Source organism: Duganella sp. P38, from assembly GCF_050859475.1.
GTDB lineage: Bacteria > Pseudomonadota > Gammaproteobacteria > Burkholderiales > Burkholderiaceae_D > Rugamonas.
Map to the genome: position 1 here is coordinate 3,889,678 of NZ_CP193936.1, position 26,532 is coordinate 3,916,209.

Consider the following 26,532-nt stretch of genomic DNA (forward strand, 5'->3'; position numbering starts at 1 on the left):
ACATTACAGGAGGCCGCCGCATGTCCAACCGCACGCTGAATCTGACCGATACGCTGTACGACTACGTGCTTGCGCACTCACTGCGCGAGCACCCGGCGCAGGCCGCCCTGCGTGACGCCACGCGCGGCCACGAGCGCGCCAGCATGCAGATTTCGCCCGAACAGGGGCAGTTCATGGCGCTGCTGGTGAAGCTGATGGGCGCGCGCAATGCGATCGAGGTAGGCGTATTTACCGGCTACAGCGCGCTGTCGGTGGCGCTGGCGTTGCCGCCGGAGGGGCGGCTGGTGGCCTGCGATATCAGCGCGGAGTACACCAGCGTGGCGCTGCCGTATTGGCGGCAGGCCGGCGTGGCGGACAAGATCGACCTGCGCATCGCACCGGCGCTGCAGACGCTGGAAACGCTGCTGCGCGACGGCGAGGCGGGACTGTACGACTTTGCCTTCATCGATGCCGACAAGGTGGGCTACGATGGTTACTACGAGGCCTGCTTGCAGCTGGTGCGCCAGGGCGGCTTGATCGTGCTCGATAACACGCTGCGGGACGGCAAAGTGCTGGAGCGCGCGGACAATGACGACACCGCCGCGCTACAGGCGCTGAACATCAAGCTGCGCGAAGATCAGCGCATCGACATCTCGCTGCTGCCCCTCAGCGATGGCGTAACCCTAGCCCGCAAACGCTAATCCCCCCAACACCCACCCACCGTCATTCCCGCGCAGGCGGGAATCCATAGAACGCTGGCATTCCAATGCCAGCAAGCCCCCACCGCGCACAACAAAAACAATCTCCAACTAACACTATTTCGGCCGCGCCGGCATCACCAGCGCATCCGGCTTACCCAGCCGCCCAGCGCGCAGCTGCTGAACGGCGGCGGCAACCGAACGGGCGACATTGCGCACCTCCTCCTGGAATTTCTCATCCTGATCCAGTGTCGCATGACTATCCGCGTAGGATTCGTAATAGCCCAGATAGCGATCCAACGCCGACTGCTTGCCGGCATCGATCAGCCCCATCCAGTCCAGCCACTCGCCCAGGTTACGGCGCAGACTCTCAACACCGGCCACATCCCCATGCACCACCAAGCCATAAGCGCGGCCGGCCAGGTGCTTCGGATAATCCCACCCCTTGCGCTCGATCTCCTTGGCCTCGGCAGCCTTCTTCCCATGGGTAGTAGTGGGATCGGGATTACCGCCATCCGCGCACACCAGCCGGTCAATCATCAGCTTGAGCACAGACGGCGCCTGATACCAGTAAGTCGGCGTCAGAATAATAACGCCATGCGCCGCCACCCACTTCTCATAGATTTCCGCCATCCAGTCGTTGGTCTGGCGTTCGCCGTGATTCGGATAGCAGCTGCAAGGCCAGTGGCAAAGCGGCATGGCGGTCGAGACACAGCCCTTGCAAGGATGGATATGCAGGTCGTAGCTGGAAGTCAGCAGGCTCAAATCCAGCACATCGGCGTCGATGCCCGCCGCTTCCAGCACCTCGCTGGCCCACAGCGCCATGCGGTAGGTTTTGGAGATTTCGCCGGGACAGGTGCCGTCGTTGCGCGCGGCGCCGATAATCAGCAGCACACGCGATTTCGAACGCGGGTCTTTCTGCCGCTGCTCGGCGGCGATCAGCTTGTCGCGCGTGGCTTTCCATTCCACCGACAAATCGTAATCAGGATCGGCAAATTCGCCGCCGGCTTTCTGCGTCACCGGCGCCTTGCGGCTGGCGTCATAGTTTTGCCAGGCGATTTCCTCGACTTGCGCCAGCGCTTCGCGCGCCGCGTCGAAAGTCGGGTCTTTGAAAGAGCGCATGAATTGCAAATGAAATTCCTGGCGCGCCAGCTTCCGCGGCGCCTGTCCCGTTCTTACTTCTGGTGCTTCTGGCATGGTAGCCTCCTCTATGGACCCAGCTTGGCATGCTGTAGAGCTGGCCACCGTGCGCTGACGCACCTCCTACAGGGCAACGGCATGTGCGCCTACGGCCCTCACTGTCGGGCAGGCTTAGCATATGTCTACGCTTTTTCAGAAAGGAGACGCATCATGAGCCAACCTAATAAACCTGATCCGCGCGGATTCAAACCCGGCGCCAATATGCCGCAGGGCGACTACGATCCAAAGACGCAAGGCATGTCGGAGAGCGGCAACCATGCGGCCGGCCATCCGGGCAATGACAATCCGCACAACAACCAGCAGAGCGCATCGTCCGCCGCCAAGACGGCCACGCACCGCGACCGCACCGCCGGCGCGCGCGGCGACGTTGGCACCGACAATAATCGTTCGGGTCGCGGCTAACGCGCAACATCCAGTTTACTGGACATGGATTTCCTGTAGAATGGAAATCCATGGACATCAATCTTTTAATCGCCCGCCGCGTGCGGGAGCTACGCGACGCCCAACGGTTGTCGCTGGACGCGCTGGCTGGCCGCAGCGGCGTGGGCCGTTCAACCATTTCGCTGATCGAACGCGGCGAGAGCAGCCCGACGGCAGCGGTGCTCGACAAGCTGGCCAGTGCGCTCGGCGTGGCGCTGGCTGCGCTGTTCGAGGACAAGGCCGCCGAGGGCGAGGCTGAACCATCGCCGGTGGCGCGCGTGGCAGAGCAGCCGGTATGGACCGATCCCGGTTCCGGCTATATGCGCCGCAGTTTGTCGCCGGCAGCGCCTTCGCCTTTGCAGTTGGTGGACGTGGTGTTCCCCGCCGGGCAGCGCGTGGCTTACGACAGTATGCCGCACAATGCGGACATTCATCAGCAGGTGTGGATGATCGACGGCGCGATGGAGATCGGCGTCGGCGAGCAGCAATGGCGGCTGGAGGCTGGCGATACGCTGGCCATGCGGCTCGACCGCCACATCGTCTATCACAACCCGACCGGCAAGCCGGCGCGCTATCTGGTCGCGCTGACCACGCAGTCTAACGGCCGGAGGGCAACATGAGCACCGGCGCCAGCGACCATTCCGCAACAGCAGGCGCCACGATGACAGCCGCCAGCAAGCCGCAGACGATGGCGCCGGCAGCGCAGCCTGCGGTGCGGCGCGTCGGCATGGACGAGGCGCGGGAGCGCGGCGAAACGCTGGCCGAAGCCTTGGCGGATGTGCTGTTGGACTGCGTGGAGGGCGGCGCGTCAGTCAGTTTTATGCTGCCGCTGGCGCGGGACAAGGCGGCCGGCTTCTGGCGCGGCGTGCTGGATGACGTCGCGCGCGGGGAACGCGTGCTGCTGGTGGCGGAAACACCGGTGGGTCGCATCGTCGGCACCGTGCAGCTTATCACCGCGCAGCCGGACAACCAGCCGCACCGCGCCGACGTTGCCAAGATGCTGGTCCACAGCGAAGCGCGCCGCCAGGGCGTGGCCGCGCAGCTGATGGCCGCCATCGACCATGCCGCGCGCGAGGAAGGCAAAACGCTGCTGGTGCTGGACACCGTGACCGGCGGCGACGCCGAACGACTCTACCAGCGCGCCGGCTGGCAGGTCGCCGGCGTCATTCCCAACTACGCGCTGATGCCGGACGGCGCACCGTGCAGCACCACCTACTTCTACAAGCAGCTCTAGAAGTCCGTCTCACCCTCGATCACGGCCGGATAACCGCTAATCGCGCGCGAGGTCTGCATGCCGGCCATAACGGCCGCCTCCACGCAGCCGGCGTTGATGCCGGTCCTGATCCAATCCCCTGTAAGGAACAGATTGGAGAAGCCCGATTGGTCGGTGCGCAGCCGGTAGCGCGTGCTGCCTGCCACCGACATCACATAGCGCTCCGACGGGTCGACATTGGCGCGCCAATACTGCGCATCGAAGCGCTGCACACCGGTAGCCTCGCTGCCGTCGACCAGCCAGTTCCAGGGGAACGCTCCCGCCGGCCCGGCCGCCGACCACAGTGACGCGATCTCCCTGCCCAGCTGATTGATCGCGCCCTGCTTCGCCACCTCCGTCATCCGCTTAGGGAAATCATGATCGCTGGCCGGCGGATAGCTCGCCACCGGCAACGCGCTGCAAAAGTAAGACACATTGCGCGGATCGAGCGCCGCCGGCCAATCCTCTCGCGCCAACAGCTGATCCATCGGCGCCCAGGTATCGTATGGCTCGGTGAAGCCACTCAGCACCGGTTGCTGGCCGCCCGGCTGATAGGCCCAGCCCATCTGGGTCAGATCCTTGTCCAGCCACACCTGATAGGCCTGGGTCGCCACCGTTTTGACTTTCTCCGTGGTGGCCAGCAACGCCGGGCTTTGCGCCAGCAGCTGCGGGCAAAGCACCGGCAGCGAACCAATCGAAATGCCAAACACCACCTGATCGAAGTCGACGCCGCGCTTCAGCGTCATTGTCGGCAGCTCCTGGCCGAAGGCCTCGCGATACACCTGCGGCCAGTCGGTCCAATGCGACTCCAGGTTGATGCCCTTGTCCTGCAACAGCGCCGCCTGCGCCGGGTCGATCTGATCGTACAGCGGCTCGCTCGGCCAGCAGTCGATGCCTTTAACCGGCACCAGCGGGTTGTAGTCCTCTCCCGCCAGTTGCACCTGCCGCGTCATGCGGATGCTGCCCACCTGATCGCCGTCAGGCACCAGCTCCTCCACCTTGTGGAAGAACTTGAACTTCACGCCGCGCTTCAGCAGCGCCTCGTACATCGGCGTAAAGATGGTATCGCCCATCCCCGCCTGCATCTTGAACATGATGCCGCCCTTGTAGGCCAGCCCGATACGCGCCATCGCGCGCAGCATGGTGCCCGCCTCCGCGTTCGGCTTATCGAAATCGCCATCCTCGTAGGCGAAGATCAGGTCATAGAAGCCGCGCACCGGCGCCGACTGCACCGACAGCTGCTCGTCGCCGCCGTGCTTGCGCAGCCAGCCGCGGAAATCCAGATCGTTGATGACATCGAAGCCATGCTTGATCACGCCATCCTCGAACACGCCCTTCATGATCGTGATGCCCAGGTCAAGGCAGATGAACAGGCGGCGCGCATCGTCCGCCACGTCCCCTTCGACACGCGCGAGCAGCTTATCGTAGCGCGAATGCAGCTTGCCGCGCACGCCGGCCATGGCGCCGGCCAGCGCCAGGTGCTGGCCCTCGTCCGCATCCTCCGCCATATTGAACACCATGCCGGTCAGCGCGCCGGCCAGCAGCGACACATCGTCGATCAGCTCCTGCACCGACGACGTTACACCTTCGGCCAGGTGATACAGCCAGTCGGGGATGATGCCGGTGTGGTGCGGATGCGGCGGCAGCTCCATCTCCTTGGTCAGCCGGTCCAGGCTGCGTATCCACTGCTCGATCCAGCCGACCATGGCCACCGCCATCTGCCACAGCGTGATCTTCTGGTCGCCCTCTCCCGGCTCGCCCGGCAAGGTCGGGAACACGATGGACCAATTGTGCCACTGGTCGCCCACGCGCTCGGACAGCGCCACGTAGTCGTGCTGCTTGAAGGCGTCGCGCCAGGTCGCCAGCGGCGCGCCGGCCGGCCGGTCCAGGCTCGCATAGGCCTCCTTGATCATCTTGAACGCATTCGAATAAAAGCCGAACCAGATATGCAGGCCATGTTCCTCGATGCGCTGCCCCATCTTCGCATTGCGGCCGCTGGCGCCCTTGCCGCCCAGGCGCCAGCCCTGCTGGTAGACGGTGATGTCGTAGTTATTCTGCCAGCCCGGCTGCGCGCTCAGATAGTAAGCGGTGGTCATGGCGCTGACGCCGCCGCCGAGAATGGCGATCTTCTGCGGCGCGATGGCCGAATTGTCGATCAGTTCTTCGCCCGTCTGCGCGGTGAAATCGAAGTTCAGGTAGTACGGCAGGATGGCGTCCTGCGGACCCAGTTTCAGGCCCAGCGTCTCGTTCAGCGGGAAGCTGTCGAAGGCGTGCAGCACCGCCTCGTACTCATACGCCAGCAGCTTGCCGCCGTGGATTTTCTCGACGGTGGCCGGCGCCGCGAGGATCGCCTGGTACACCGCCTTCAGGCCGGCGCTGTCCGGGAACTGCTTGAGGAAGATCTGGTCGATGCGCGGGTTGCGGATCAGCGAAATGATGCTCTTCCATCCGGCCGCATCGAGATTGAAGAAATCCGGAATCGACAGGAACAGCTTGATCGCCTCTTCGATCAGGTCCACCCAGTTCTCGATCGGCGTTTCTTCGCGAGACTGGCGGGTGGCGTTCACTTCCAGCAGCGGATGCATGGCGATCTTCGTCTCCGGCGAGAACGGATGGAAGCCCTTGGCCGACAGCGCGCAGCGCTTCTCGGTGATCTCATGCTCGCACAGGTACTTGGGATAGCCGAACAGCTCACGGCCGTTAATCAGCGCCATTGCGTCATCGACAAAGATATGCGCCGGGTAGTAGTAGATGTGGGCCAGCTCGCCCTCCTCGTCCATCGCCCCGACCATGATCCAGGTGACGATATCGACCTCGGTGATCCAGCCCTTGGCGTGATCCACCGCCACCGCCGAATCGGCGTGGTTCACCTGCGTGAAGGTGATCAGCACATACGGCGAAATGGCCTTGAAGGTCATGCGCGCGCCGGCCACCGCGTTCAGCGTGCCGTCGATGGTCGCCTGCAACCGGGCCGTGTCGCCCTTGACGAAAAAGCCGTACATGTCGGAATTCTTCAACTGCAGCGGTGCATGCATCATCACCGAGCCGCCCTGGTAAATATACGAAGGTCTGGTCGCCATGGCCTCACAAGAATGGAAGTGGACAATCCCTGAAGTGTATTTCAGATCCTGCACTGTTGCCAAAAATAAATTGCAAATTTCGAAGTAGAATTTGCCATGGCCAGAGATCACCAAGAACAACGCGCCTGGGTGCGCATGCCGTCGGGACGGCGCCTCGACCTGCTCGATCCCACACCCTTCGACTGGGACGACAGCGATCTGGCGCTGGGGCTGGCGCGCACCTATCGCTGGGGCGGCCATTCGGCCTGGCCGCTGCCGCTGTCGGTGGCGCAGCACTCGCTGACGGTGATGCAGGTGCGCGCCGACGCCTGCGCCGCCACCGGTGTGACGCTGACGCCGGAAGCGGCGCTGCGCGAACTGCTGCACGATGCCGAGGAAGGCTTGCTCGGCTTCGACTGCATCTCGCCGCTCAAGCCTTTCCTCGGCGCCGCGTTCAAGACGCTGTCGCAGAAGCTGGAGGCGGCGGTGTTCCTGCGCTACGGCCTGCCGCACTGGACGCCGAAGGAGCACGCCGCCCACAAGGTCGCCGACCGCCTGGCCGCCGCCAGCGAGGCGGTGCATGTGGCCGGCTGGTCGGCGCAGGAAGTCCATCAGGCGCTGAAGATCAGCGCGCCGCCGCTGCAACACGATCCGTTGCATGCCGTGTACGGCGGCACGCCGTGGGAGCCGTGGCCGCCAGCCCTGGCCGCCGAGCGCTTTCTCGCCGAACTCAAACGGTTGAAGCAACTGTGCGCCTAGCGCAGCGCTTCCCCGTCGTTCCCGCGCAGGCGGGAACCCATAGAACGCCTGCATCATTGGTGCACTATGGATTCCCGCCTGCGCGGGAACGACGGCGCTTATACCAACGTATAACTATACGGCGCCGGCAAGGTTGACGAGAATGCCTTCATCAACCTTTACCAGGAGCCAGATCATGACCACCGCTTCCGTCCTCATCGCCGATGTTCACCCACTGATCCGCGCCGGCATGGCCGCACTGATCGAGTCCGATGGCCAGTTCACGTTGCTGGGCCAGGCGGCCGACGGCCAGCAGGCGCTGGAAATGTGCTCGCGCCTGCAACCGGACCTGCTGCTGATGGACCTGCACATGCCAGGCTGCGATGGCGTCGAAGCCATCGGCCGCATCCGCGCCCAGCATCCGGAAGCCAAGGTCATCATCCTCAGCGGCCATGACGGCGAGGAGGACGCCGACCGCAGCATGCGCGCCGGCGCCCATGCCTACATGCCGAAAAGCGCGCCACTGGACGATCTGATGCTGTGCATCCACGCCGTCCTGCAAGGCAAGAAATTCATGATGCCGGACCTGGCCGTCAAACTGGCCAGCCGCATCCACGGCAACCAGCTGACGCCGCGCGAACGCGACATCCTGCGCCACCTGGCCACCGGCATGAGCAACAAGGTCATCGCCCGCGCGGCCGGCATCGGCGTCGGCACCGTCAAGTTCCACGTCAAGAGCATCATGAGCAAGCTCAACGTGTGCACCCGCACCGAGGCGGCCATGGTCGCCGCCAAGCGCGGACTGGTCCACCTGAACTAAGCGGGAACACAGCATGAAACTGAAGACACTGCTGCTGGCATGCGCACTGGCGATGCCGTTGATGGCCCTGGCAGCCGCGCCAATGGCCGCCACGCAGGCGCCCGGCTATTACCGTACCCAGCTGGGCGACATGGAAATCACCGCGCTGTCGGACGGCACCCATCCCTTCCCGGTGGATACGGTGATGACCAACATCACCCAGCAGCAGGCAGTGCAAGACCTGGCCGACGTCGACCTCAAGCTGCCGCTGCAAGGCTCGATCAACGCCTTCCTGATCAACACCGGCAGCAAGCTGATCCTGATCGACAGCGGCGCCGGCGCCCTGTACGGCGATTGCTGCGGCAAGCTGCTGGCGCACCTGCGCGCGGCCGGCTACCAGCCCGGGCAGGTCGATGAAATCTATCTCACCCATTTGCACAAGGACCACGCCGGCGGCATCCTGCGCGAGGGCGCGGCGGTGTTCCCCAACGCCGTGCTGCGCCTGCCGCAAGCCGAGGCCGACTACTGGCTGACACAGGCCAACAAGGCCAAGGCCCCGCCATTCCTGTCGACCTTCTTCGACGCCGCGCAAGCGGCCGTCGCGCCCTACCAGGCCGCCGGCCGCTACCAGCCGTTCAAGCAGTTCGGCCAGCTGGAACCGGGCATCGAGGCGCTGCCCGCGCCCGGCCACACGCCGGGCCACGCCGCCTACCTCGTCACCAGCAAGTCGCAACAGTTGCTGGTGTGGGGCGATATCGTGCACGTCGCCGGCATCCAGTTGCCGCACCCGGGCGCCACCGTCAAGTACGACAGCAGCGCGCCGGATGCGCAAGCGACCCGCGCCACGCTGCTGCAACTGGCCACCAGCAAGCATCTGACCGTGGCGGCCGCCCACATCGCATTCCCCGGCCTCGGCCATATCCGCCTGCATCACGGCGAATACGAGTGGCTGCCGCTTAACTATGACGAAACGCCGGCAAGCCGACCCTGATTCAGCATCTCCCCGCAGCATCCCTTCACTCACAAGGAGCATTTCATGTCGAACAGCAAACTGACCGTTGATAGCGTCACCGTCGAAGATGGCACCCGCATCCACTTCAAGGACTGGGGCAGCGGCCCGGCCGTGGTCTTCAGCCACGGCTGGCCACTGCAAGGCGACGCCTGGGAAGACCAGATGATTTTCCTGGCCAGCCAGGGCTACCGCGTGATCGCCCACGACCGCCGCGGCCACGGCTTGTCGAGCCAGCCGTGGAACGGCAATGACATGGACACCTACGCCGACGACCTGGCCACGCTGCTGAACGCGCTGGACATCAAGGAAGCCACGCTGGTCGGCCACTCGACCGGCGGCGGCGAGGTGGCGCGCTACATCGGCCGCCACGGCAGCGCGCGCGTCAAGAAAGCCGTGCTGGTCGGCGCCGTGCCGCCGCAGATGGTGAAATCGGCCAACAACCCGGACGGCCTGCCGATGTCGGTGTTCGACGGCATCCGCGACGGCGTGCTGAAGGACCGTTCGCAGTTCTTCAAGGACCTGACCATCGCCTTCTACGGCTACAACCGTCCGGGCGCCAAGGAATCGGAAGGCGTGCGCGATGCATTCTGGCGACAAGGCATGCAGTGCAGCATCAAGAGCGCCTATGACTGCATCAAGCAATTCTCGGAAACCGACTTCACCGAAGACCTGAAGAAAATCGACGTGCCAACGCTGATCGTGCACGGCGACGACGACCAGATCGTGCCGATCGACGCCTCGGCCAAGGCCGCCGCCAAGCTGGTCAGGAACGCCACGCTGAAGGTCTACCAGGGCGCGCCGCACGGCCTGCCGACCACCCACAAAGACCAGCTGAACGCCGACCTGCTGGCCTTCCTGAAGTCGTAAAAAAACGGCTCACCCGCAACGGTGAGCCGTTTTCCGCAAGCGCGTGGCCGCTTACTTGTTGGCGGCTACCGGCGCCAGGGTTTTGTGCTCGGTGGTGATGCGCTGTGGCGCCTTGTGCACCATGGTGTAAGCGTAGTCCACGCCCATGCCGTAGGCGCCCGAGTGTTCCTTGACGATGGCCATGACGGCGTCGTAGGTTTCGCGGTGCGCCCAGTCGCGCTGCCATTCCAGCAGCACTTGCTGCCAGGTTACCGGCACCACGCCGGCTTGCACCATGCGCGCCATTGCCTGGTCGTGCGCTTCTTTCGAGGTGCCGCCCGAAGCATCGGCCACCATGTAGATTTCGTACTCGCCCTCCAGCATCGCGCACAGCGCGAAGGTGGTGTTGCAGAACTTCGGTCCAGAGGCCGGCAACGATGACTTTTTCTTGCCGTTGGCTTTCAGCGCGTCGCGGACTTTCTGGTCGTCCCACGAGTTCATCGAGGTGCGTTCCAGGATCTCTTTGCCTGGGAACACGTCCAGCAGTTCCGGGTAGGTGTGGCCGGAGAACGACTCGGTTTCAACGGTGGTGATGGTGGTCGGGATGTTGAACACCTTGGCGGCTTTGGCCAGGCCAACGGTATTGTTCTTCAACACCTGGCGGTCGATCGACTGGACGCCGAACGCCATCTGTGGCTGGTGGTCGATGAAGATCAGCTGGCTGTTCTGCGGGGTCAGGACTTCTAATTTCGGATTGCTCATGATGGATTTCCATGTGTGTGAAAGAAACGTCATCATAGGATGCGACCGCGTGAAAAACCACCTGCCTAAAAGTAGACCTCCCGCTACCCCTGTCTCTGCTAAGATAGCCTCACCATGAATACACAACTGACCGAACTGACCCGCGCCCTGCGCGACCTGCACAAGCAATTGATCAACCTGGAAACCCAGTATTTCGGCGCCGTCGGCAGCCCGCTGGAGCACTTGCAGCTGATTACCAATCACCCGCATTTCGCCTGGCTGCAAAAGCTGTCCGGCCTGATGACGCAGCTCGACGAGCGGCTGGAGGACAAGGAGCCGGTGACGGCCGCGGAAGCCAAGGCGTTCCGCCAGTCGCTGGAAATGCTGATCGGCCCCTGCGAGGAAGGCGACCAGGAGTTCCGCGCCAAGTACAACGCCTTATTACACGACGGCCCGGAACTGGTGATGGCGCACGGCGCCGTGCGCAAGCTGCTGGCGCAGATTTAAATCAGCCGGCGCGCAGCCAGCGCGGCAGCCAGCGCTTCCAGCGCGCCTGCCCGGCGTAGGCGCGCGCGGCCGTCACCTCCAGGCGCACGCGCGTGCCGCCGCCCTCCACATTCTCCAGCGCCAGCTGCCCGCCTATGCGGGCGGCGCGCTCGAACATGCCCGTCAGCCCCCAGCGGCCGTTGCTGCCGTTGCGTATCAACTCATCGGCAATGCCCTTGCCGTCATCCACCACCTGCAAGCTGAACGCGCCTGGCGCGTACTCCAGCACGATCTGGATCGACGCCGCCCCGGCGTGGCGGAAGGCATTCTGCAACGCTTCGCGGGCGATGCTGTAAGCCTCGCACGCCACCTGCTCGTCCAGCCGGCGCGGACGGCCCAACGTGCGCAGGCTGAACACCGCGCGGTGGCTTTCCTGCAGCACCTCGCCCACCAGCGCCAGGCCGTGCGCCAGGTCGCCGTCCCCCATGGCGCCGGAGCGCAGGTCCTGCACTTCGTTGCGTCCCTCTTCCATCACCTGGTCCGCCAGCAGCAGCACCCGCTCGATCCGGCCGCGCGACGCCGAGTCGGAAGGCAAAGCGCGCAAGGCCGACTGGAAGCTCAAGGTCAAGCCGTGCACGCTTTGCAGGAAGGTATCGTGCAGCGCGCGGGCAATGCGTTCGCGCTCGGCCATGCGGGTGGCGATGCGCAACGTGGCCTGCCGCGCCCACAGGCGGTACAGCAGATACAGCAGCCCGGCGCCGGCCAGCGCGCACAGGCCGTAGAACAGCGGCGTCTGCGTGAACGTCGGCAGGATGCGCACCGACATCACCGCTTCTTCCTTGCTCCACTGGCCGAACTGGTTCATCGCCGCCACGCGGAAACGGTAGTCGCCCGGGCGCAGATTGGTGTACGAGACGGCGCGGCGCGTACCGGTCTCCTGCCAGCCCTGGTCGACGCCGTCCAGCTGGTAGCGGAAGCGCAGCGCTTCCGGCATGGTATAGCTGAGCGCGGTGTATTCGATGCGCAATGCGGTGGTGCCGGGCGGCAGCACCACCGGCTGGGTCAGGTCGAGGTAACGCTTGCCTTGCGACATCAGCATTTCGAGCTTGACCGCCGGCGGCTGCAACGGCGGATCGCTGCGGCTGCTGTCCAGGCGGGCGATGCCGCCGACGCCGGCAAACCAAAGTTGGCCATACGCATCGGCAATCGCGCTCGGCTGGCGATTGGCCGTGGCGGCAAAGCCCGGATAGCCTTGCTGCACGCCGTACAGCGTGTACTCCAGCGGCGCCCGCGGGTCGGCCAGCGCCGCCCGCCACTGGGCGGCGCGCACGTGGACCACGCCCTTGTTGCCGTTGAACCAGCGGTCGCCGTTGGCGGCGATCACCATGCCCGACACGCGCGACAGCGCTTCCGCATCGGCCACATTCAGGCGGCGGAACTGTTCGCCTTGCAGCACCGCCAGTCCGCCATCGCCGCCGATCAGCACTTCCGGCCCCTGGTGGATGTAGGTGATGGCGCCGATGTCCTCGCCGCGTTCCGGCGTGTAGCGGGTGAGGCGGCCGTTTTCATAATGCAGGATGAGGCCGTCGTTATAGCCGAACCACATCTCGCCCGGTCCGCCGGGCGCGGCAAAGGCGATGCTGTTGGGCAGTCCCAGTTCGCCCTGATGGGTCCACTTGCCGTCCTGCCAGCGATAAGTGCCGCGCCGCGACACCGACAGCCACAGCGCGCGCCCGTCGTCCAGGATGCGCGTGGCCGACACGCCGCCGGCCTCGCTGAGCCCATCCGGGTAGGCAATGATCTCCACCGCGTCGCCGCGGCGGCGCTCGATGTGCTGCGCGCCAGCCTTGAGCAGCGCGCCGTCGGGGCTGTTGGACAGCACGCCGAAATGGCTTGCGGGGCCGCGTTCCAGCACGACCGCGCTGCCGTCCTCGTTCAGCCGCCACAACTCGTTGGTCGGCTTGGCCCACACCAGCACGCGGCCGTCGTGATCCCGCCCGAAGCTGAAGAAGCGCTCGCCGCCATTCAGGCGCGCCCTGGCCAGCCGGTTATTGCGGAAGCGCTCGACGCCGGCCTGCGTGCCGATCCAGATATTGCCGTCGCGGTCCTCGAACACCACGTTGGCGGTGAGGTTGCTGACCTGCCATGGCTGGTCCAGCCGGCTATCGGCTTCGGCGGCCGGCGTGTAGACGGAGTTCGCTTGCTGGCCGATGCCGTCGGTGCGGCACATGCCGGGGCAGCCCAGCGTCCAGTAATTGCCGTCGCGGTCGAATATGCCGCTCTCCTGCCCCTCGGCCTGCGCCATCCAGGCCGGACGCGGCAGTTGCGGCCCCGGATGCTGCGCCGGCACGGTAATCAGCTTGCCGTGGGTGTCGAGCCAGAGCCGGCCATCGGGCGAGGCGGTCAGGTTGACGGTGCTGTAGCCGCTCAGGACAGTGCGGAAGCGCTTGGCGCCGCGCGCCAGCACCACCAGATGCTCGCCGGCCGCCAGCCAGATCTGGCTGTACTGGTCCAGCAAAATGTTGGACACGCGTCCCGGCGGCAGCCCCATCTCTTCGCCGACATTGCGCCAGGCGCCCTGCCGCAATTGCAGCAGGCCGTTGGTGGTGGCGGCCCACACCGCGCCGTCGTCATCGCGGATGGCGTTCAGAACCGGCCCCATCAGCTCGTTGCCGAGGCTGGATGGATAATGGCTGATATGCCCTTTGCTCAACAGGCTGAGGCCGCCAAAAACATAACCTATCAGCAAATCACCGTTGCGCAGCGCCTTCAGCGCGGTGACCGGCCGCTTCGGCGCCACCTCGCCGGACAGCGCCTCGAAGCGGGTGAAACGGACGCCGTCAAAGCGGTACAGGCCGGTGCTGGCGCCTATCCACAGCCAGCCGTCGGCGGTCTGCGCCATGGAATACACCTCGCCCGGTGCACCATCCTTGCTGGTCCAGATATCGTGGTGATAATCGCTGAGGGCGATTTTGCTGTCGAGGGCGTGCGCGGCGGGAACGCCGGCCAGCAAGGCTAACAGGCATACAAGATGAAGAAACTTTGACATGCGCACATCATAGACGAAAACGGAAAATGTAAAAACCTATCAATAAGATAGAAACAATAAAATTTACCAATCGCCGCGCCTCAATTAATCTGAGCACAAGTTCCACCGCATTGAGAGAGCATCGTCATGAAACTGCAAAACCGCCTGAACGCCCTGCCGCTGCCGGTCAGCGCGCTCGCCCTGCTGTCCGCCCTGGTGCTGGGCACACTCGACCAGCAAGCCGCCGGCTGGCTGCTGTTTGCCGCCGGCATCGTCGCCTGGGTAAAACTGGATGCCAAGCAATTGTTAAAATCCGACCGTTATGGCCTGTCGCCGGCGCTTGCACTGCTGGCCTACGCCGCGCTGGCCGGCTCCGGGGCGAATATCGCCATCACCTTTGGACTGGCCTTGCATGCGCTGGTGGTATTCCTTATCCTGCTGAGCCGCCATCTGTCTGATGACAGAGCGCAAGCTTTTTCTCAGCAAAAAGGCATAAGCGCACGTATTTAAAGTGGATTTTGTAGATATCCACACCAACTGTGGATAAGGGTGTGAATAAGCCCCACTTGACAGGCAAGAAGCCCAATAACGGCGGGCTGTACAACAAAATGCCTAATCCACAGGCAGATTTTTTACCAATTAAAATCAATGACTTAGGAAACAGCGCAAGCCGTGCCATGGCGGCTCGCGCGCGTCTTGAAAAAAATTTTCTGTGCATAAGTGGGAAGGCAGATACTGTTGTTGCGCCGTACCGGGAATCCTTTGACAAAAGTGCCGGCGAGGAATAGTGTCACTCTGAAGTTCGGCTTGTTCGACTTACCATGGGATAGCCTGCATGAATCAGAACGACGACGATACCGATTGGATGATAGAGGACGAAGCGCCAACGGCCACCGAAGCGCGCGCAGGCAGCGCCAACGCGGCCGCCGCGCCACCGCCGTGGCGTGTGCTGATCGTCGACGATGACGTCGATGTGCACGTCGTCACCAAATTCTCTCTCAGCAACGCCTGCTTCCAGGGGCGCCGCCTGAGCTTCCTCCATGCGTACAGCGGTGAAGAAGCGCTGAACGTACTGCGCAACACACCGGACATCGCGCTGGTGCTGCTGGACGTCATCATGGAAACCAGCGACGCCGGCCTGCACGTGGCGCGCCAGATCCGCGACACGCTGCACAACAGCCTGGTGCGCATCGTGCTGCGCACCGGCCAGCCAGGCCAGGCGCTGGAGCACAGCATCATACTCGACTACGACATCAACGACTTCTGGTGCAAGACCGACCTGACCACGCGCAAACTGTTCACCACCGTCATCTCGTCCCTGCGCGCCTATGCGGGACTGGACGAGGCGCATCGCCACACGGCGGCGCTGCAGGCCGAACTGGACGCTGCGCGCACCCTGCTCAACGCGGTCGACCAGCACGCCGTCATCGCCACGCTCGATGGCGGCGGGCGCTTCAGCTCGGTCAACGATAAATTCTGCAAGGTCTTCCAGTTCAGCCGTGAGGAACTGCTGGGCGCCGATCCGCGCCTGCTGCACGCGCCGCCGTACCCGCCGGACCAGCTGGCAGACGCGCTACAGGCGCTCAAGGACGGCGAAACGTGGACCGACGTGGTCACCGCCTGGCGGCGCGACGGACAGGAAGTGCGCCTGCGGATCACCGTGACCGGCCATGGCGACGGCGTCATCGTGGTCGGCAGCGTGTTGCAGGCGCTGAAAAAGCCGCTTTAAGCTTCGCTTAAGTATCGGAAACATAAGCGTTTTTCGGGATATCCACAAATGCTGTGGATATCTGTGTGGACAGCACCCCATTGACAATGCATACAGCCTGTAACGGCGCGGTTTTCTATAAACTGCCTATCCAACAAGCAAAACCAATACCATTAAAAATCAATGACTTAGATTATCACGGATTGTAACGAGAAAATTTTTCAAAAAGATTCTGGTCATTATGATTTGTGCATAACTAAACGCCGGCCGTGCCTATCAGTGCGCTGGCCGGCGCCGCTGGTCCGGATGCAGCAGCACCCGTTCGATCACCTGTGGTTTGACGTTGTGCGACTTCAGGTACTCGATGGCGCACACCGTATTAAAACTGTGCTGCGCCATGATGCCGCGCTCAACGACTGCGCTGCATTCCTCGTCATGGCGGGGCTGGAACACGGACGCCTGCGGCGCCGGTTCCAGGCTGTGGACTAGCATAACGTTCATCATGATCCCTGGTAAGAAGTGAGAGGCTGCCGCCCCGATCGGTGATGCGCTCAAGGAGTATGATCGACCCTCGCACAAAGTCAATGTCAGCCTCCTATCATTGCGAATTTTTTTGCGGCGGCAGCCTCCCGGACCGGGAACTTACTTGTTCTGATAGCCGCCGTAGTACTTCACGGGGCTCCAGTCCGGCAGCACGTCCAGCTTGGCCGGCGCGTATTGCTGATACTCCGGGGCGGCATAGACGACCTTGCCGTTGACGATGGTCAGGCTCGATTCGAGGTTCCTGATCTTCTCGACATCCATCGTGAAATAGTCCTGCGGCAAGATCACGACGTCGGCGTACTGGCCTTTGGCCAGCGTGCCCTTGAGCTTCTCTTCGCCGCTCATCCAGGCGCTGCCCTGGGTCATCAGCTTCAGCGCCTGGTAGCGGCTCAGGACATCCTTCTGCTGCCAGATCTGCAGGCCGCCGGCGGTCTTGCCGCTGACCGCCCAGTAGATCGACGGCCACGGGCCATAGCTCGACACGCGCGTGCCATCGGTGCCGAGGCCGACCGGAATCTTCATCTCCAGCATCTTCTTGATCGGCGGCATCTGGCGCGCCTGCTCGCCGTACTGCTTCCAGTAGAGTTCGCCCTGGAAATACATGCGGTTTTGCACGGCGATGCCGCCGCCCAGCGCCTTCACGCGCGCCAGTTGCCTGTCGCTGATGGTTTCGGCGTGGTCGAAGAACCAGCGCAGGCCGTTCAGCGGCGTGTCCTTATTGACTTTCTCGATCACCGCCAGGTCGCGGTCGATGCTCTCGTCGTAGGTTGCGTGGATGCGGAACGGCCAGCGGTTCTTGATCAGCAGACGCAGCACTGGCTCCAGTTCGCTTTCCATATGCGACGGCATATCCGGACGCGGCTCCAGGAAGTTTTCAAAGTCGGCCGCGCTCCACACCAGGTTCTCGCCGCCGCCCTCGGTGTTGTAGCCGTTGGCGTAGAACAGGTGGTCGTTCTTGTCCGGTTTGGTCTGGGTCAGCCAGCGCTGGTAGTCTTCCAGTTCCTTGCCCGGCTTTTGCGCGAACAGGTAGTAGGAGGTGCGCACGGTCAGCTTGCCGTTCCTGGCCAGTTCCAGGCTGACGGCATAGTCGTCCGGATAAGCCTGGCCGCCGCCGCCGGCGTCGATCGCGCTGGTCAGGCCCAGCCGGTTCAGTTCGGTGTAATACTGCTGCGTCGAGTTCAGTTGCTGCTCGCGCGACAGCACATTGGTCTTGGCCAGCGTGCCGTACAGGATGGCGGCGTTCGGCTTGGCGATCAGCTTGCCGGTTGGCTTGCCGTCGGCGCCCAGCTCGACCACGCCATCCTTGAATTTGGTGTTGGCATCGTAGCCCAGCGTGGCGATGCCCTTCTGGTTCAGGAAGCCCAGGCCGTACAGGTAGAGGATGAAGACCGGCTTGTCCGGCACCGCAGCGTTGATTTCTTCCAGCGTCGGCAGGCGTTTTCCTCGAACTGGAACTCATTCCAGCCGCCGACCACCTTGACCCATTCGCCCTCCGGCGTGCGCGCGGCCTGCTCCTTGAGCATTTGCAGCGCTTGCTTCAGCGACGTGACGCCATCCCAGCGCAGCTCGGCGTTGTAGTTCAGGCCTTCGCGGATGATGTGCAGGTGCGAGTCGTTCAGGCCGGGAATGACGGTCTTGCCGGCGGCGTCGATCACTTGCGTGTTGGCGGACTTGAGCTTGAGGATCTGGGCGGTGCTGCCCACGGCTTCGATCTTGCCGTCCTTGATGGCCAGGGCTTGTGCGAACGCGCCCTCCCTGGTCATGGTGGCGACCTTGCCGTTGGTGATGATCAGGTCGGTGGCGTGCGCGAGGTGCGCGGAGAACGCGCAGGCGACCGCCGCCGCGCATGCAAGCTGCTTCAATTTCATAACTACTCCTGGATAAAAAAATGCCGGCGCGGTGAGTGTGCCGCGCCGGCAGCGTGTCAGAGAATTGAGGCGAGCTCAGTTCTCTTGAATTAGTCTTTCAGTGCTTCGATGGCGAAGGTCAGGGTCACGTCGTCGCCCACGTTCGGGGCGTAAGCGCCGGCGTTGAACTCGGTGCGCTTGATGGTCGCGGTAGCGTTGGCGCCGCAAGCCTGTTTCTTGGCCATCGGGTGTTCAGCGCACTTGAAGTGGGTGATGGTCAGGGTGACCGGCTTGGTCACGCCCTTGACGGTCAGGTTGCCTTCGACGGTGGCTGGCACGTCGCCTTTGAAGTTGACCTTGGTCGACTTGTAGGTGATGGTCGGGTACTTGGCGGTGTCCAGGAATTGCTCGCCCTGGATGTGCTGGTCGAACAGCTTCGAGCCGGTGTCGACCGATTTGGCGTCGATCGTGGCTTCCACCGAACCGGTCTTGGCGGCGCGGTCGATGGTGAACTTGGCTTTGGTGTTGTTGAAGCGGCTTTGCTGGGTCGAGAAACCCAGGTGGCTGTAGCTGAAGCTGGAGAAGGTGTGGTGTTCATCCGACGAGTAGCTTTCAGGCGCGGCAAAGGCGGACATCGACAAACCAGCGGCGATCAGCAGGGCAACAATTTTTTTCATTTAGAAACTCCTAATGTGGGGAACAAGATTGTTCGAGTGAGGACGATTATGCTCGCCACACCTAAAGTTGTAAAACGAAAAATTTACCGCTTTACTATCGATAAAATCGATCATGTGTGTGCGGTTATCATAGCGGAATGGCTGGCGGGAGGGGATCTGCCGAAAGGCGGGTCGGGTGATTACCCGGCGGAGTAAAGCTTCCATGGGTTCCGGCCTGCGCCGGAACGACGGCTACGTCGTCCCGGCGCAGGCCGGGACCCATACTGAGCGAATCAGGCCGCGATGGCCGGCGCGACAGCGGTCTGATTGAGGATGCGGCCCAACAAGCGCTGCTCCAGCGCCGCAAACGCCGCGTTGCCGCGCGCGCGCGGGCGCGGCAATTCAACCTTCATATCCAGCGTAATCCGGCCCTCCTCGATCAGCACCACGCGATCGGCCAGCGCCAGCGCCTCCTGCACATCATGCGTGACCAGCACGGCGGTAAAGCCGCGCGCCAGCCACAACGATTCGATCAACTGCTGCATCTCGATCCGAGTCAACGCATCGAGCGCCCCCAGCGGCTCGTCGAGCAGCAGCAACTGCGGCTCATGCAGCAGCGCGCGCGCCAGCGCCACCCGCTGCCGCTGACCGCCGGACAACTCGGCCGGCCAGTCATCGGCGCGCTCGGCCAGGCCAACGGTCGCCAGCGTGGCCGCCGCCGCGTTCAGCGAGCGCGGCAAGCCGATCGCCACATTCTCCAGCACCGTTTTCCACGGCAGCAGACGGGCCTCCTGGAACATGATGCGGATGCTGGCCGCGATGCTGCCGTTCCCTACCCGGACGCTGCCCTGCTCCACCGTCTCCAGCCCGGCGACAGCGCGCAGCAGCGTGCTCTTGCCGCAACCGCTGCGGCCGACAATGGCGACAAACTCGCCCGGCTGCAAATTCAGGTCCACATCATGCAGCACCTGGCGCGGGCCGAAGGCCTTGCCGACGCCGTCCAGATTGAGCGCAACGCCCTGCCGGCGCGGCGGCTGCGCCGAAGTCCAGGTCGCGCTCTCGCGCGGCAAGGCGCCGGTATCGAATAAAGCGGTCGAAATAAACATGGGTTCTCCTTAACGGTAGGCCGGGTTCCAGCGCAGGAAATGCTTCTCCATCGCGCGCGACACCAGATCGGCCGCCTTGCCCAGCAAGGCATACAGCAGAATGCCGACCAGCACCACATCGGTCTGCAGGAATTCGCGGGCGTTCATGGTCATGTAGCCGATGCCGGCCTGGGCGGAAATCGTCTCCGCCACAATCAGCAGCACCCACACCAGGCCAAGCGAGAAGCGTACGCCGACCAGGATCGACGGCAGCGCGGCCGGCAGAATCACATCGCGGTACAGCGGCCAGCCGGACAAGCCGTAGCTGCGCGCCATTTCAATCAGCCCCTGGTCCGCCGAGCGGATGCCGTGGAAGGTGTTCAGATACACCGGGAAGAACACGCCCACCGCCAGCAGGAACAGCTTGGCCGTTTCGTCGATGCCGAACCACAGGATCACCAGCGGAATCAGCGCCAGCGCCGGAATGTTGCGGATCATTTGCAGCGTGGTGTCGAGCGCCGTCTCGGCGCCGCGGAAGCTGCCGGTCAGCAGGCCAAGCGCCAGGCCCAGGCCGGCGCCGATGGCAAAGCCGCTGACCGCGCGCCACAGGCTGGTGCGCAAATGCGTCCACAGCTCGCCCGATTCGGCCAGCGACCAGAAGGCCTTGGCCACCGCCCACGGTTCGGGCAGGATGCGGCTGGACAGCCAGCCCAGTTGCGACGACAGCTGCCAGGCCGCGATCAGCAGCACCGGCAACACCCACGGAGTCCACGCGCTGTGGCGCGGTTTCGCTTTGCTCATCTTATGCAGCCTTCTTCTTTGGCACGATATCGCTGGCCATGATCTCGCCGAACGGGCCGGTCAGCGATTGCTCGCCGTGGTCCTTGCCCTTGCCCAGCAGCGGGAACACCAGCTCCGCGAAGCGGTACGATTCTTCCAGGTGCGGATAGCCCGAGAAGATAAAGGTCTCGATACCCAGGCCGGCGTACTCGCGGATGCGCGCGGCCACGGTGTCGGGGTCCCCCACCAGCGCGGTTCCGGCGCCACCACGCACCAGTCCCACGCCGGCCCAAAGGTTGGGGGATACTTCGAGCTTGTCACGGCGGCCACCGTGCAAAGCTGCCATTCGTTGCTGTCCTACCGAATCCATTTTGGCGAACGCCGCCTGCGCCTTGGCGATGGTGTCGTCGTCCAGGTGGCTGATCAGCTCATCGGCGGCGCGCCACGCCTCCTCGTTGGTCTCGCGCACGATGACGTGCAGGCGGATGCCAAATTTGACCGTGCGGCCGTGCCTTGCGGCGCGCGCGCGGATATCCTCCAGCTTGGCCGCCACCGCCGCCGGCGGTTCGCCCCAGGTCAGGTAGACGTCCATCTGTTCGGCCGCCAGCTCGTGCGCCGGCTCCGACGAGCCGCCGAAATACAGCGGCGGATACGGCTTCTGCACCGGCGGGTACAGCGTCTTTGCGCCCTTGACGGTGATATGCTTGCCTTCGAAATCGTAGCCGTTCTCGCCGCCCTCGCCCGCCAGCGAGGCGCGCCACACGCGGATGAATTCATCCGAAATCTCGTAGCGTTTGGCGTGGTCGGCAAACAGCCCGTCCGCTTCCAGCTCGCCCTGATCGCCGCCGGTGACAACATTGATCAGCAGGCGGCCGTTCGACAGGCGGTCGAAGGTCGAGGCCATGCGCACCGCCAGTCCGGGCGTGGTCAGGCCGGGGCGGATCGCCACCAGGAACTTGAGCTTTTGCGTGACGTGGATCAGCGACGAGGCGACCACCCAAGCATCCTCGCAGGAACGGCCGGTCGGCAGCAGCACGCCGTCGTAGCCCAGCGTATCGGCCGCCACCGCCACCTGTTTCAGGTAGTTGGCGTCGATCGGCCGTGCGCCTTTGGACGTGCCCAGGTAGCGGCTGTCGCCATGCGTCGGAATAAACCAGAACAAATTCAGGGACATCGTATTTCCTTATTGCGCCGCCAGCTGTTTGGCCGGCAGCAGCGCATCCTTGACCGAGATCGGTTTCGGGATCAGTTTCAGGTTGGCGAAAGTGTCGGCCAGCTTCTGCTGCTGTTCCAGCACTTCCCTGCTAATCGGCTTGACGCCATAGCTGTAGCGCGAGGCGGCCAGCGCCACCACGTCCACCGAAAGGCCGGTCTGCGCGGCCAGGATCTGCGACACCTCCTGCGGATTCTTCGCGCCCCAGTCATCGACCTTGGCGATTTCCTCCAGCACGATGCGGACGATGTCGCCGTTCTTTTCGGCGTAAGGACGCGCGGCCAGATAGAACTGGTGATTGGCCACCAGCCCTTTGCCGTCGGCCAGCACGCGGGCATTGATCTGCCTTTCGGCGGCGGCCAGGAATGGGTCCCAGATCACCCAGGCGTCGACCGCGCCGCGCTCGAAGGCCGCGCGGGCGTCGGCCGGCGGCAGGTAGACCACGTTGATATCCTTGTAGTCGACGCCGGCCTTCTCCAGCGCCTTCACCAGCAGGTAGTGCACATTGGAGCCTTTGTTCAGCGCCACCTTCTTGCCCTTCAGGTCAGCCACGGTGCGCAGCCTGGAATCCCTGGGCACGACAATCGCCTCGCTGCCCGGCGATGGCGGCTCGTTGCCGACATAAACCAGGTTGGCGCCGGCCGCCTGCGCAAAGATCGGCGGCGCTTCGCCGACGGTGCCAAAGTCCACGCTGCCGACGTTCAGGCCTTCCAGCAGTTGCGGGCCGGCCGGGAACTCGGTCCATTTAACGCCGATATTGTGCGAGGCCAGGCGCTGCTCCAGCGTGCCGCGCCCTTTCAGCAATGTCAGCGTGCCGTACTTCTGGTAGCCGATGCGGACTTCCCGCCTGGCCTGCGCCTGCACCGGCGCCGAACTGCTGGCGGCCATCACGCCGGCGGCGAACAACAGGCCGAGGGTATGGCGGCGCGCAGCGCGTTTCTGATCGATACTCATCAATTCTCCTTAGCGGGCCAGGCGCACAGGCTGCACCTGCGGCACAAATACGTCGTCGGGTTGGCGGCGCAGCGCGTGCAGCGCCGAGGACAGCGCGTCCACGCCCGCCTGCACCCGCCAGGCGATGGCCGGATCGACCGTCAGGCCGCTGACGTCACTCCACGCCAGCTGCTGCGAGGTGGCGTAAACACTGGTGAACACCTGGCGCGCGTCCAGCGCCTGCAACACGGGCCGCAGCGCATAGTCCAGCGCCAGCATGTGCGACTGGCTGCCGCCGGTTGCCAGCGGCAGCACCAGCTTGTCCTTCAGTCCATCCTGCGGCAGCAAATCGAGGAAGGCTTTCAGCAGGCCGGTGTAGGAAGCTTTATATACCGGCGTGGCAATCACGATCGCCTCCGCCTCGGCCACCGCGCCGATCGCGCGCTTCAGCGACAGGTCGGCGAAGTCGGCGTGCAGCAGGGCTTTCGCCGGCAGGTCGCGCACTTGCAGCTTGCTGTGACGATGGCCCAGCGCCGCCAGCTTGTCGCCGACGTGATCCAGCAAGCGGCCGGTGCTCGATGGCGCGGCCGGGCTGCCGCTGACGAGAAGAATGCTCATGGTGTAAGTCCCCAGATTTGATCGTGGCGTTCAGCATAAATCCGCACCTCCCGATTCAGAACGAATTGTTTTACGCTTCGATATGCAAAATCCATAGCATGATTTTTTCGCATAAGGAAAGCCGGAATTCTTCGTGTACTGGGTCCGAGGTGGTCTGCATACTAGCAAGACCGATACCATCCAGTGGACATACCATGTCTCATGCCCTGCTCAAAACGCCGCACGACCGTGCCGGCGATCCGCTACACGTCGCCGCCGAACTGGCGCGGCGCCTGGCGGCCACCGCCAACGCGCGCGACCAGGCCGGCGGCCACGCGGCGCAGGAGCGCGCGTGGATACGCGAGTCCGGCCTGCTCACCCTGTCCATTCCCGCCGCTTATGGCGGCCAGGGCGCCGACTGGCCCACGGTGTATCAGGCCATACGCATCCTGGCCCGCGCCGACAGCGCGCTGGCCCACGTCTTCGGCTTCCACCACCTGCAACTGGCGGGCATACAGCTGTATGGCAGCGCGCAGCAGCAGCGCCGCTTCCTGACGCAGACGGTGGAACAGGATCTCTTTTGGGGCAACGCCCTTAATCCACTCGACCAGCGCACCATCGCCACCGATGCCGACTATGGCTTCCAGCTCGACGGCGTGAAGAGTTTTTCGTCCGGCTCCGTGGGCTCGGACTGGCTCACCATCTCGGCCTGGCACGCGGAGACGCAGTCGGCGCTGATCGGCGTGGTGCCGACGCGCCAGCACGGCGTGGCGGTGCAGGCGGATTGGGACGCCTTCGGCCAGAAACAGACCGACAGCGGCAATGTGCAATTCCATCAGGTGTCGCTGCCGTCGACGCAGGTGCTGCAAGCGCCCGGCGCCAGGCCGACCGCGCAGGCCACCTTGCGTTCGCAGGTGGCGCAGCTGATCATGGCCAATCTTTACCTCGGCATCGGCGAAGGCGCGTTCGAGGCGGCGCGCGGCTACATCGCGGCGGAAGCGCGGCCGTGGTTCGCCTCGGGCGTCGGCAAGGCTGGCGACGATCCGCTGATCCAGCATCGTGTCGGCCAGTTGCGGCTCAAGCTGCGCCCTGCCGCCGTGCTGGCCGACCACGCGGCCGAAGAACTGGAGCGCCTGTTTCGCCTGGGCGCCGCCGTCACCGCGCAGCAGCGCGGCGAACTGGCGCTGGCCGTGGCCGAGGCCAAGGTGCTGGCGCACCGCGCCGGGGTGGAGGTCAGCAGCGAAATCTTCGAGCTGACCGGCGCCCGTTCCACCTCCGCCAAATATGGCTTCGACCGTTTCTGGCGCAATGCGCGCGTGCATACGCTGCACGATCCGGTCGACTACAAGATCCGCGACCTCGGACGCCATGCGCTCGACGGCACGCTGCCTGAACCTACTGCTTACTCCTGAAATGACTACTCCGTTGATTCGCATCGAGCATGCGAGCAAATCCTTCGATGCCTTCCACGCGGTGCGCGACGTCTCGCTGAACGTGGCCAAGGGCGATATCTATGGCCTGATCGGCAAAAGCGGCGCCGGCAAATCCACGCTGCTACGCCTGATTAACCTGCTGGAGCGTCCGGACAGCGGCGCCATCACCGTCGATGGCCGCGAACTGACCTCGCTGTCGAAGCGCGACCTGCGCGATGCGCGCGCCAACATCGGCATGATCTTCCAGCAGTTCAACCTGCTGCAAAACGCCAGCGTGGCCGATAACGTCGCCTTCCCGCTGCATATCCACGGCGGCCAGGCCAGGGAGCAGATCGCCGCGCGCGTGGCCGATTGCCTGGAGCTGGTAGGCCTGGCCGACAAGGCGGACAGCTACCCGGCACAACTGTCGGGCGGCCAGAAACAGCGCGTGGCGATCGCGCGCGCGCTGGCCAGCAAGCCGGCGGTGCTGCTGTGCGACGAGCCGACATCCGCGCTGGATTCCGAAACCACACGCTCGCTGCTGGCGACGCTGAAGGACATCAACCAGCGGCTCAACGTCACCATCGTCATCGTCAGCCATGAGCTGGACGTGATTGGCGAAATCTGCAAGCGGGTGGCGGTCATCGAAAACGGCGCGGTGGCCGAAGAATTCGCGCTGGACGATGCAGCCAGCCTGGCCGCGCCGCGCCAGACCGCGCTGGGCCGCGAGCTGACCGCCGCCGTCCGCGCCGCCAAGGCGCTGGCCGCCATCACCGCGCACCAGGAGGCCGCCCATGTCTGAATTCCTCTCGCACTTCGGCGCGTCCTTTAACAACATCAACGAGATGGCGCCGGAAATCTGGGACGCCTTCGGCCAGACCTTGCTGATGCTCGGCATCGGCCTGACCTCCGCCATCGTCATCGGCGGACCGCTGGGGATTCTGCTGTTTCTGGTGGGCGATGGCCAGTCGCTGCGCAACCGGCCGGCCGCGCTGGTCGTCGGCTGGGTGGTCAACGTGATCCGCTCGTTCCCGTTCATCATTTTGCTGGTGGTACTGGGGCCGTTCACGCGCACCATCGCCGGCACGTCGATCGGGCCGCTGGCGGCAGCCGTGCCGCTGTCGTTCGCCGCCATCCCCTACTTCGCGCGGCTGGTCGAGCAGAATCTGCGCGAGGTGCCCAAGGGCGTCATCGAAGCGGCGCATGCGATGGGCGCCTCGGAATTTCAGATCATCGTGCGCGTGCTGCTGCTGGAGGCGCGATCGGGCCTGGTGCTGGCGCTGACCGTGCTGGCCATCAGCTTCCTCTCCTACACCGCCGTCGCCGGTGTGGTTGGCGGCGGCGGTATCGGCGATCTCGCCATCCGCTACGGCTACTACCGCTACGAAACAGACATCATGGTCTTCACGGTCACCATCCTGATCGTCATGGTGCAGGCCATCCAGATCACCGGCAACCGCGTCGCCAAACGCCTGGATAAACGCTAACAACAAGGAATCA

Annotated in this window: 26 protein-coding genes and 1 pseudogene; 15 read left to right on the top strand and 12 right to left on the bottom strand. The window is 64.1% G+C overall.

The window, feature by feature from the left end; translation table 11 throughout:
* The first annotated feature begins 20 nt into the window (after positions 1–20).
* Entirely contained in the window at positions 21–680 is a 660-nt protein-coding gene (locus ACRQ5J_RS18025) for a class I SAM-dependent methyltransferase (RefSeq protein WP_432378584.1), read from the top strand.
* Between the two features lie 114 nt (positions 681–794).
* Here the strand turns inward: ACRQ5J_RS18025 and ACRQ5J_RS18030 are convergent, their stop codons facing one another.
* Complete coding sequence (locus tag ACRQ5J_RS18030) at positions 795–1,874, bottom strand: flavodoxin family protein (protein ID WP_432378586.1); 1,080 nt, start codon at positions 1,872–1,874, stop codon at positions 795–797.
* A 153-nt stretch (positions 1,875–2,027) separates the two neighbouring features.
* Between ACRQ5J_RS18030 and ACRQ5J_RS18035 the strand changes: the two genes are divergently transcribed.
* The 3 genes from ACRQ5J_RS18035 to ACRQ5J_RS18045 all read left to right on the top strand — a co-directional run bounded on the left by ACRQ5J_RS18035 (position 2,028) and on the right by ACRQ5J_RS18045 (position 3,531).
* The gene (locus ACRQ5J_RS18035) at positions 2,028–2,279 is read left to right on the top strand and encodes a hypothetical protein (RefSeq protein ID WP_432378588.1); all 252 of its coding nucleotides are present in this window, start codon (positions 2,028–2,030) and stop codon (positions 2,277–2,279) included.
* Between the two features lie 50 nt (positions 2,280–2,329).
* The gene (locus ACRQ5J_RS18040) at positions 2,330–2,917 is read left to right on the top strand and encodes a helix-turn-helix domain-containing protein (protein WP_432378589.1); all 588 of its coding nucleotides are present in this window, start codon (positions 2,330–2,332) and stop codon (positions 2,915–2,917) included.
* Between the two features lie 68 nt (positions 2,918–2,985).
* Positions 2,986–3,531, top strand: coding sequence for a GNAT family N-acetyltransferase (locus tag ACRQ5J_RS18045; RefSeq protein ID WP_432383680.1), 546 nt, complete (start codon positions 2,986–2,988; stop codon positions 3,529–3,531).
* Here the strand turns inward: ACRQ5J_RS18045 and ACRQ5J_RS18050 are convergent.
* Positions 3,528–6,629, bottom strand: a complete 3,102-nt coding sequence (locus ACRQ5J_RS18050) for an FAD-dependent oxidoreductase (RefSeq protein ID WP_432378591.1) — start codon at positions 6,627–6,629, stop codon at positions 3,528–3,530. The genes ACRQ5J_RS18045 and ACRQ5J_RS18050 overlap by 4 nt on opposite strands.
* A gap of 96 nt (positions 6,630–6,725) precedes the next feature.
* On the opposite strand from ACRQ5J_RS18050, the gene ACRQ5J_RS18055 reads away from it, so the two are divergent.
* From ACRQ5J_RS18055 to ACRQ5J_RS18070, 4 genes are all read left to right on the top strand, one after another.
* On the top strand, positions 6,726–7,367 hold the full coding sequence (locus ACRQ5J_RS18055) for a phosphohydrolase (protein WP_432378593.1): 642 nt from the start codon (positions 6,726–6,728) through the stop codon (positions 7,365–7,367).
* A gap of 175 nt (positions 7,368–7,542) precedes the next feature.
* Positions 7,543–8,166, top strand: a complete 624-nt coding sequence (locus ACRQ5J_RS18060; protein WP_432378595.1) for a response regulator — start codon at positions 7,543–7,545, stop codon at positions 8,164–8,166.
* 13 nt (positions 8,167–8,179) lie between these two features.
* The gene (locus ACRQ5J_RS18065; protein WP_432378596.1) at positions 8,180–9,136 is read left to right on the top strand and encodes an MBL fold metallo-hydrolase; all 957 of its coding nucleotides are present in this window, start codon (positions 8,180–8,182) and stop codon (positions 9,134–9,136) included.
* Positions 9,137–9,181: 45 nt separating this feature from the next.
* Positions 9,182–10,024 carry an alpha/beta fold hydrolase gene (locus ACRQ5J_RS18070; protein WP_432378598.1) on the top strand — a complete coding sequence of 281 codons (843 nt, stop codon included), beginning with the start codon at positions 9,182–9,184 and terminating at the stop codon, positions 10,022–10,024.
* Positions 10,025–10,075: 51 nt separating this feature from the next.
* Here ACRQ5J_RS18070 and ACRQ5J_RS18075 read toward each other — a convergent pair whose 3' ends face one another.
* Complete coding sequence (locus tag ACRQ5J_RS18075; protein WP_432378599.1) at positions 10,076–10,765, bottom strand: hydrolase; 690 nt, start codon at positions 10,763–10,765, stop codon at positions 10,076–10,078.
* 114 nt (positions 10,766–10,879) lie between these two features.
* Between ACRQ5J_RS18075 and ACRQ5J_RS18080 the strand changes: the two genes are divergently transcribed.
* On the top strand, positions 10,880–11,251 hold the full coding sequence (locus tag ACRQ5J_RS18080; RefSeq protein ID WP_432378601.1) for a hypothetical protein: 372 nt from the start codon (positions 10,880–10,882) through the stop codon (positions 11,249–11,251).
* A 1-nt stretch (position 11,252) separates the two neighbouring features.
* On the opposite strand, the gene ACRQ5J_RS18085 is transcribed toward ACRQ5J_RS18080, so the two are convergent.
* Positions 11,253–14,279: a sensor histidine kinase gene (locus ACRQ5J_RS18085; RefSeq protein ID WP_432378603.1), complete on the bottom strand. Its 3,027-nt coding sequence runs from the start codon at positions 14,277–14,279 to the stop codon at positions 11,253–11,255.
* Between the two features lie 126 nt (positions 14,280–14,405).
* On the opposite strand from ACRQ5J_RS18085, the gene ACRQ5J_RS18090 reads away from it, so the two are divergent.
* The 3 genes from ACRQ5J_RS18090 to ACRQ5J_RS18100 are packed head-to-tail and all read left to right on the top strand — an operon-like array spanning position 14,406 to position 15,987.
* Positions 14,406–14,768, top strand: coding sequence for a hypothetical protein (locus ACRQ5J_RS18090; RefSeq protein ID WP_432378605.1), 363 nt, complete (start codon positions 14,406–14,408; stop codon positions 14,766–14,768).
* A gap of 41 nt (positions 14,769–14,809) precedes the next feature.
* A complete protein-coding gene (locus tag ACRQ5J_RS18095) occupies positions 14,810–15,046 on the top strand; it encodes a hypothetical protein (RefSeq protein WP_432378607.1) in 237 nt (78 codons plus the stop codon).
* A 47-nt stretch (positions 15,047–15,093) separates the two neighbouring features.
* Complete coding sequence (locus ACRQ5J_RS18100; RefSeq protein WP_432378609.1) at positions 15,094–15,987, top strand: PAS domain-containing protein; 894 nt, start codon at positions 15,094–15,096, stop codon at positions 15,985–15,987.
* A gap of 255 nt (positions 15,988–16,242) precedes the next feature.
* Here the strand turns inward: ACRQ5J_RS18100 and ACRQ5J_RS18105 are convergent, their stop codons facing one another.
* The 8 genes and pseudogenes from ACRQ5J_RS18105 to ssuE all read right to left on the bottom strand — a co-directional run bounded on the left by ACRQ5J_RS18105 (position 16,243) and on the right by ssuE (position 23,641).
* Positions 16,243–16,467, bottom strand: coding sequence for a hypothetical protein (locus ACRQ5J_RS18105; RefSeq protein WP_432378610.1), 225 nt, complete (start codon positions 16,465–16,467; stop codon positions 16,243–16,245).
* A gap of 141 nt (positions 16,468–16,608) precedes the next feature.
* Positions 16,609–18,377: pseudogene (locus ACRQ5J_RS18110) on the bottom strand (amidohydrolase).
* Between the two features lie 89 nt (positions 18,378–18,466).
* Positions 18,467–19,033 carry a YceI family protein gene (locus tag ACRQ5J_RS18115; RefSeq protein WP_432378612.1) on the bottom strand — a complete coding sequence of 189 codons (567 nt, stop codon included), beginning with the start codon at positions 19,031–19,033 and terminating at the stop codon, positions 18,467–18,469.
* Between the two features lie 272 nt (positions 19,034–19,305).
* Complete coding sequence (locus ACRQ5J_RS18120; protein WP_432378614.1) at positions 19,306–20,118, bottom strand: ATP-binding cassette domain-containing protein; 813 nt, start codon at positions 20,116–20,118, stop codon at positions 19,306–19,308.
* Positions 20,119–20,127: 9 nt separating this feature from the next.
* A complete protein-coding gene (gene ssuC / locus ACRQ5J_RS18125; RefSeq protein WP_432378615.1) occupies positions 20,128–20,898 on the bottom strand; it encodes an aliphatic sulfonate ABC transporter permease SsuC in 771 nt (256 codons plus the stop codon).
* 1 nt (position 20,899) lies between these two features.
* On the bottom strand, positions 20,900–22,045 hold the full coding sequence (gene ssuD / locus ACRQ5J_RS18130; RefSeq protein WP_432383681.1) for an FMNH2-dependent alkanesulfonate monooxygenase: 1,146 nt from the start codon (positions 22,043–22,045) through the stop codon (positions 20,900–20,902).
* Between the two features lie 15 nt (positions 22,046–22,060).
* Positions 22,061–23,044 (bottom strand): sulfonate ABC transporter substrate-binding protein, encoded by a 984-nt coding sequence (locus tag ACRQ5J_RS18135; protein ID WP_432378617.1) that lies wholly within the window; start codon positions 23,042–23,044, stop codon positions 22,061–22,063.
* 9 nt (positions 23,045–23,053) lie between these two features.
* Positions 23,054–23,641: an NADPH-dependent FMN reductase gene (ssuE, locus tag ACRQ5J_RS18140; RefSeq protein ID WP_432378619.1), complete on the bottom strand. Its 588-nt coding sequence runs from the start codon at positions 23,639–23,641 to the stop codon at positions 23,054–23,056.
* Positions 23,642–23,835: 194 nt separating this feature from the next.
* Here ssuE and ACRQ5J_RS18145 point away from each other — a divergent pair, with 194 nt between their 5' ends.
* The 3 genes from ACRQ5J_RS18145 to ACRQ5J_RS18155 are packed head-to-tail and all read left to right on the top strand — an operon-like array spanning position 23,836 to position 26,519.
* Positions 23,836–25,032, top strand: coding sequence for an acyl-CoA dehydrogenase family protein (locus ACRQ5J_RS18145; protein WP_432378620.1), 1,197 nt, complete (start codon positions 23,836–23,838; stop codon positions 25,030–25,032).
* A gap of 1 nt (position 25,033) precedes the next feature.
* Positions 25,034–25,834 carry a methionine ABC transporter ATP-binding protein gene (locus tag ACRQ5J_RS18150; RefSeq protein ID WP_432378622.1) on the top strand — a complete coding sequence of 267 codons (801 nt, stop codon included), beginning with the start codon at positions 25,034–25,036 and terminating at the stop codon, positions 25,832–25,834.
* Positions 25,827–26,519 (top strand): methionine ABC transporter permease, encoded by a 693-nt coding sequence (locus tag ACRQ5J_RS18155; RefSeq protein ID WP_432378624.1) that lies wholly within the window; start codon positions 25,827–25,829, stop codon positions 26,517–26,519. Before ACRQ5J_RS18150 ends, ACRQ5J_RS18155 begins: the two co-directional genes overlap by 8 nt.
* The last annotated feature ends 13 nt before the right edge of the window (positions 26,520–26,532 follow it).

Coding starts and splice junctions, on each gene's coding strand:
- ACRQ5J_RS18070 (WP_432378598.1), top strand. CDS start 9,182: ATGTCGAACAGCAAACTGACCGTTGATAGCGTCACCGTCGAAGATGGC.
- ACRQ5J_RS18040 (WP_432378589.1), top strand. CDS start 2,330: ATGGACATCAATCTTTTAATCGCCCGCCGCGTGCGGGAGCTACGCGAC.
- ACRQ5J_RS18100 (WP_432378609.1), top strand. CDS start 15,094: ATGAATCAGAACGACGACGATACCGATTGGATGATAGAGGACGAAGCG.
- ssuC (WP_432378615.1), bottom strand. CDS start 20,898: ATGAGCAAAGCGAAACCGCGCCACAGCGCGTGGACTCCGTGGGTGTTG.
- ACRQ5J_RS18055 (WP_432378593.1), top strand. CDS start 6,726: ATGGCCAGAGATCACCAAGAACAACGCGCCTGGGTGCGCATGCCGTCG.
- ACRQ5J_RS18065 (WP_432378596.1), top strand. CDS start 8,180: ATGAAACTGAAGACACTGCTGCTGGCATGCGCACTGGCGATGCCGTTG.
- ACRQ5J_RS18135 (WP_432378617.1), bottom strand. CDS start 23,044: ATGAGTATCGATCAGAAACGCGCTGCGCGCCGCCATACCCTCGGCCTG.
- ACRQ5J_RS18145 (WP_432378620.1), top strand. CDS start 23,836: ATGTCTCATGCCCTGCTCAAAACGCCGCACGACCGTGCCGGCGATCCG.
- ssuE (WP_432378619.1), bottom strand. CDS start 23,641: ATGAGCATTCTTCTCGTCAGCGGCAGCCCGGCCGCGCCATCGAGCACC.
- ACRQ5J_RS18115 (WP_432378612.1), bottom strand. CDS start 19,033: ATGAAAAAAATTGTTGCCCTGCTGATCGCCGCTGGTTTGTCGATGTCC.
- ACRQ5J_RS18050 (WP_432378591.1), bottom strand. CDS start 6,629: ATGGCGACCAGACCTTCGTATATTTACCAGGGCGGCTCGGTGATGATG.
- ACRQ5J_RS18080 (WP_432378601.1), top strand. CDS start 10,880: ATGAATACACAACTGACCGAACTGACCCGCGCCCTGCGCGACCTGCAC.
- ACRQ5J_RS18075 (WP_432378599.1), bottom strand. CDS start 10,765: ATGAGCAATCCGAAATTAGAAGTCCTGACCCCGCAGAACAGCCAGCTG.
- ACRQ5J_RS18150 (WP_432378622.1), top strand. CDS start 25,034: ATGACTACTCCGTTGATTCGCATCGAGCATGCGAGCAAATCCTTCGAT.
- ACRQ5J_RS18105 (WP_432378610.1), bottom strand. CDS start 16,467: ATGAACGTTATGCTAGTCCACAGCCTGGAACCGGCGCCGCAGGCGTCC.
- ACRQ5J_RS18120 (WP_432378614.1), bottom strand. CDS start 20,118: ATGTTTATTTCGACCGCTTTATTCGATACCGGCGCCTTGCCGCGCGAG.
- ACRQ5J_RS18025 (WP_432378584.1), top strand. CDS start 21: ATGTCCAACCGCACGCTGAATCTGACCGATACGCTGTACGACTACGTG.
- ACRQ5J_RS18085 (WP_432378603.1), bottom strand. CDS start 14,279: ATGTCAAAGTTTCTTCATCTTGTATGCCTGTTAGCCTTGCTGGCCGGC.
- ACRQ5J_RS18045 (WP_432383680.1), top strand. CDS start 2,986: ATGGCGCCGGCAGCGCAGCCTGCGGTGCGGCGCGTCGGCATGGACGAG.
- ACRQ5J_RS18035 (WP_432378588.1), top strand. CDS start 2,028: ATGAGCCAACCTAATAAACCTGATCCGCGCGGATTCAAACCCGGCGCC.
- ACRQ5J_RS18090 (WP_432378605.1), top strand. CDS start 14,406: ATGAAACTGCAAAACCGCCTGAACGCCCTGCCGCTGCCGGTCAGCGCG.
- ACRQ5J_RS18155 (WP_432378624.1), top strand. CDS start 25,827: ATGTCTGAATTCCTCTCGCACTTCGGCGCGTCCTTTAACAACATCAAC.
- ACRQ5J_RS18030 (WP_432378586.1), bottom strand. CDS start 1,874: ATGCCAGAAGCACCAGAAGTAAGAACGGGACAGGCGCCGCGGAAGCTG.
- ACRQ5J_RS18060 (WP_432378595.1), top strand. CDS start 7,543: ATGACCACCGCTTCCGTCCTCATCGCCGATGTTCACCCACTGATCCGC.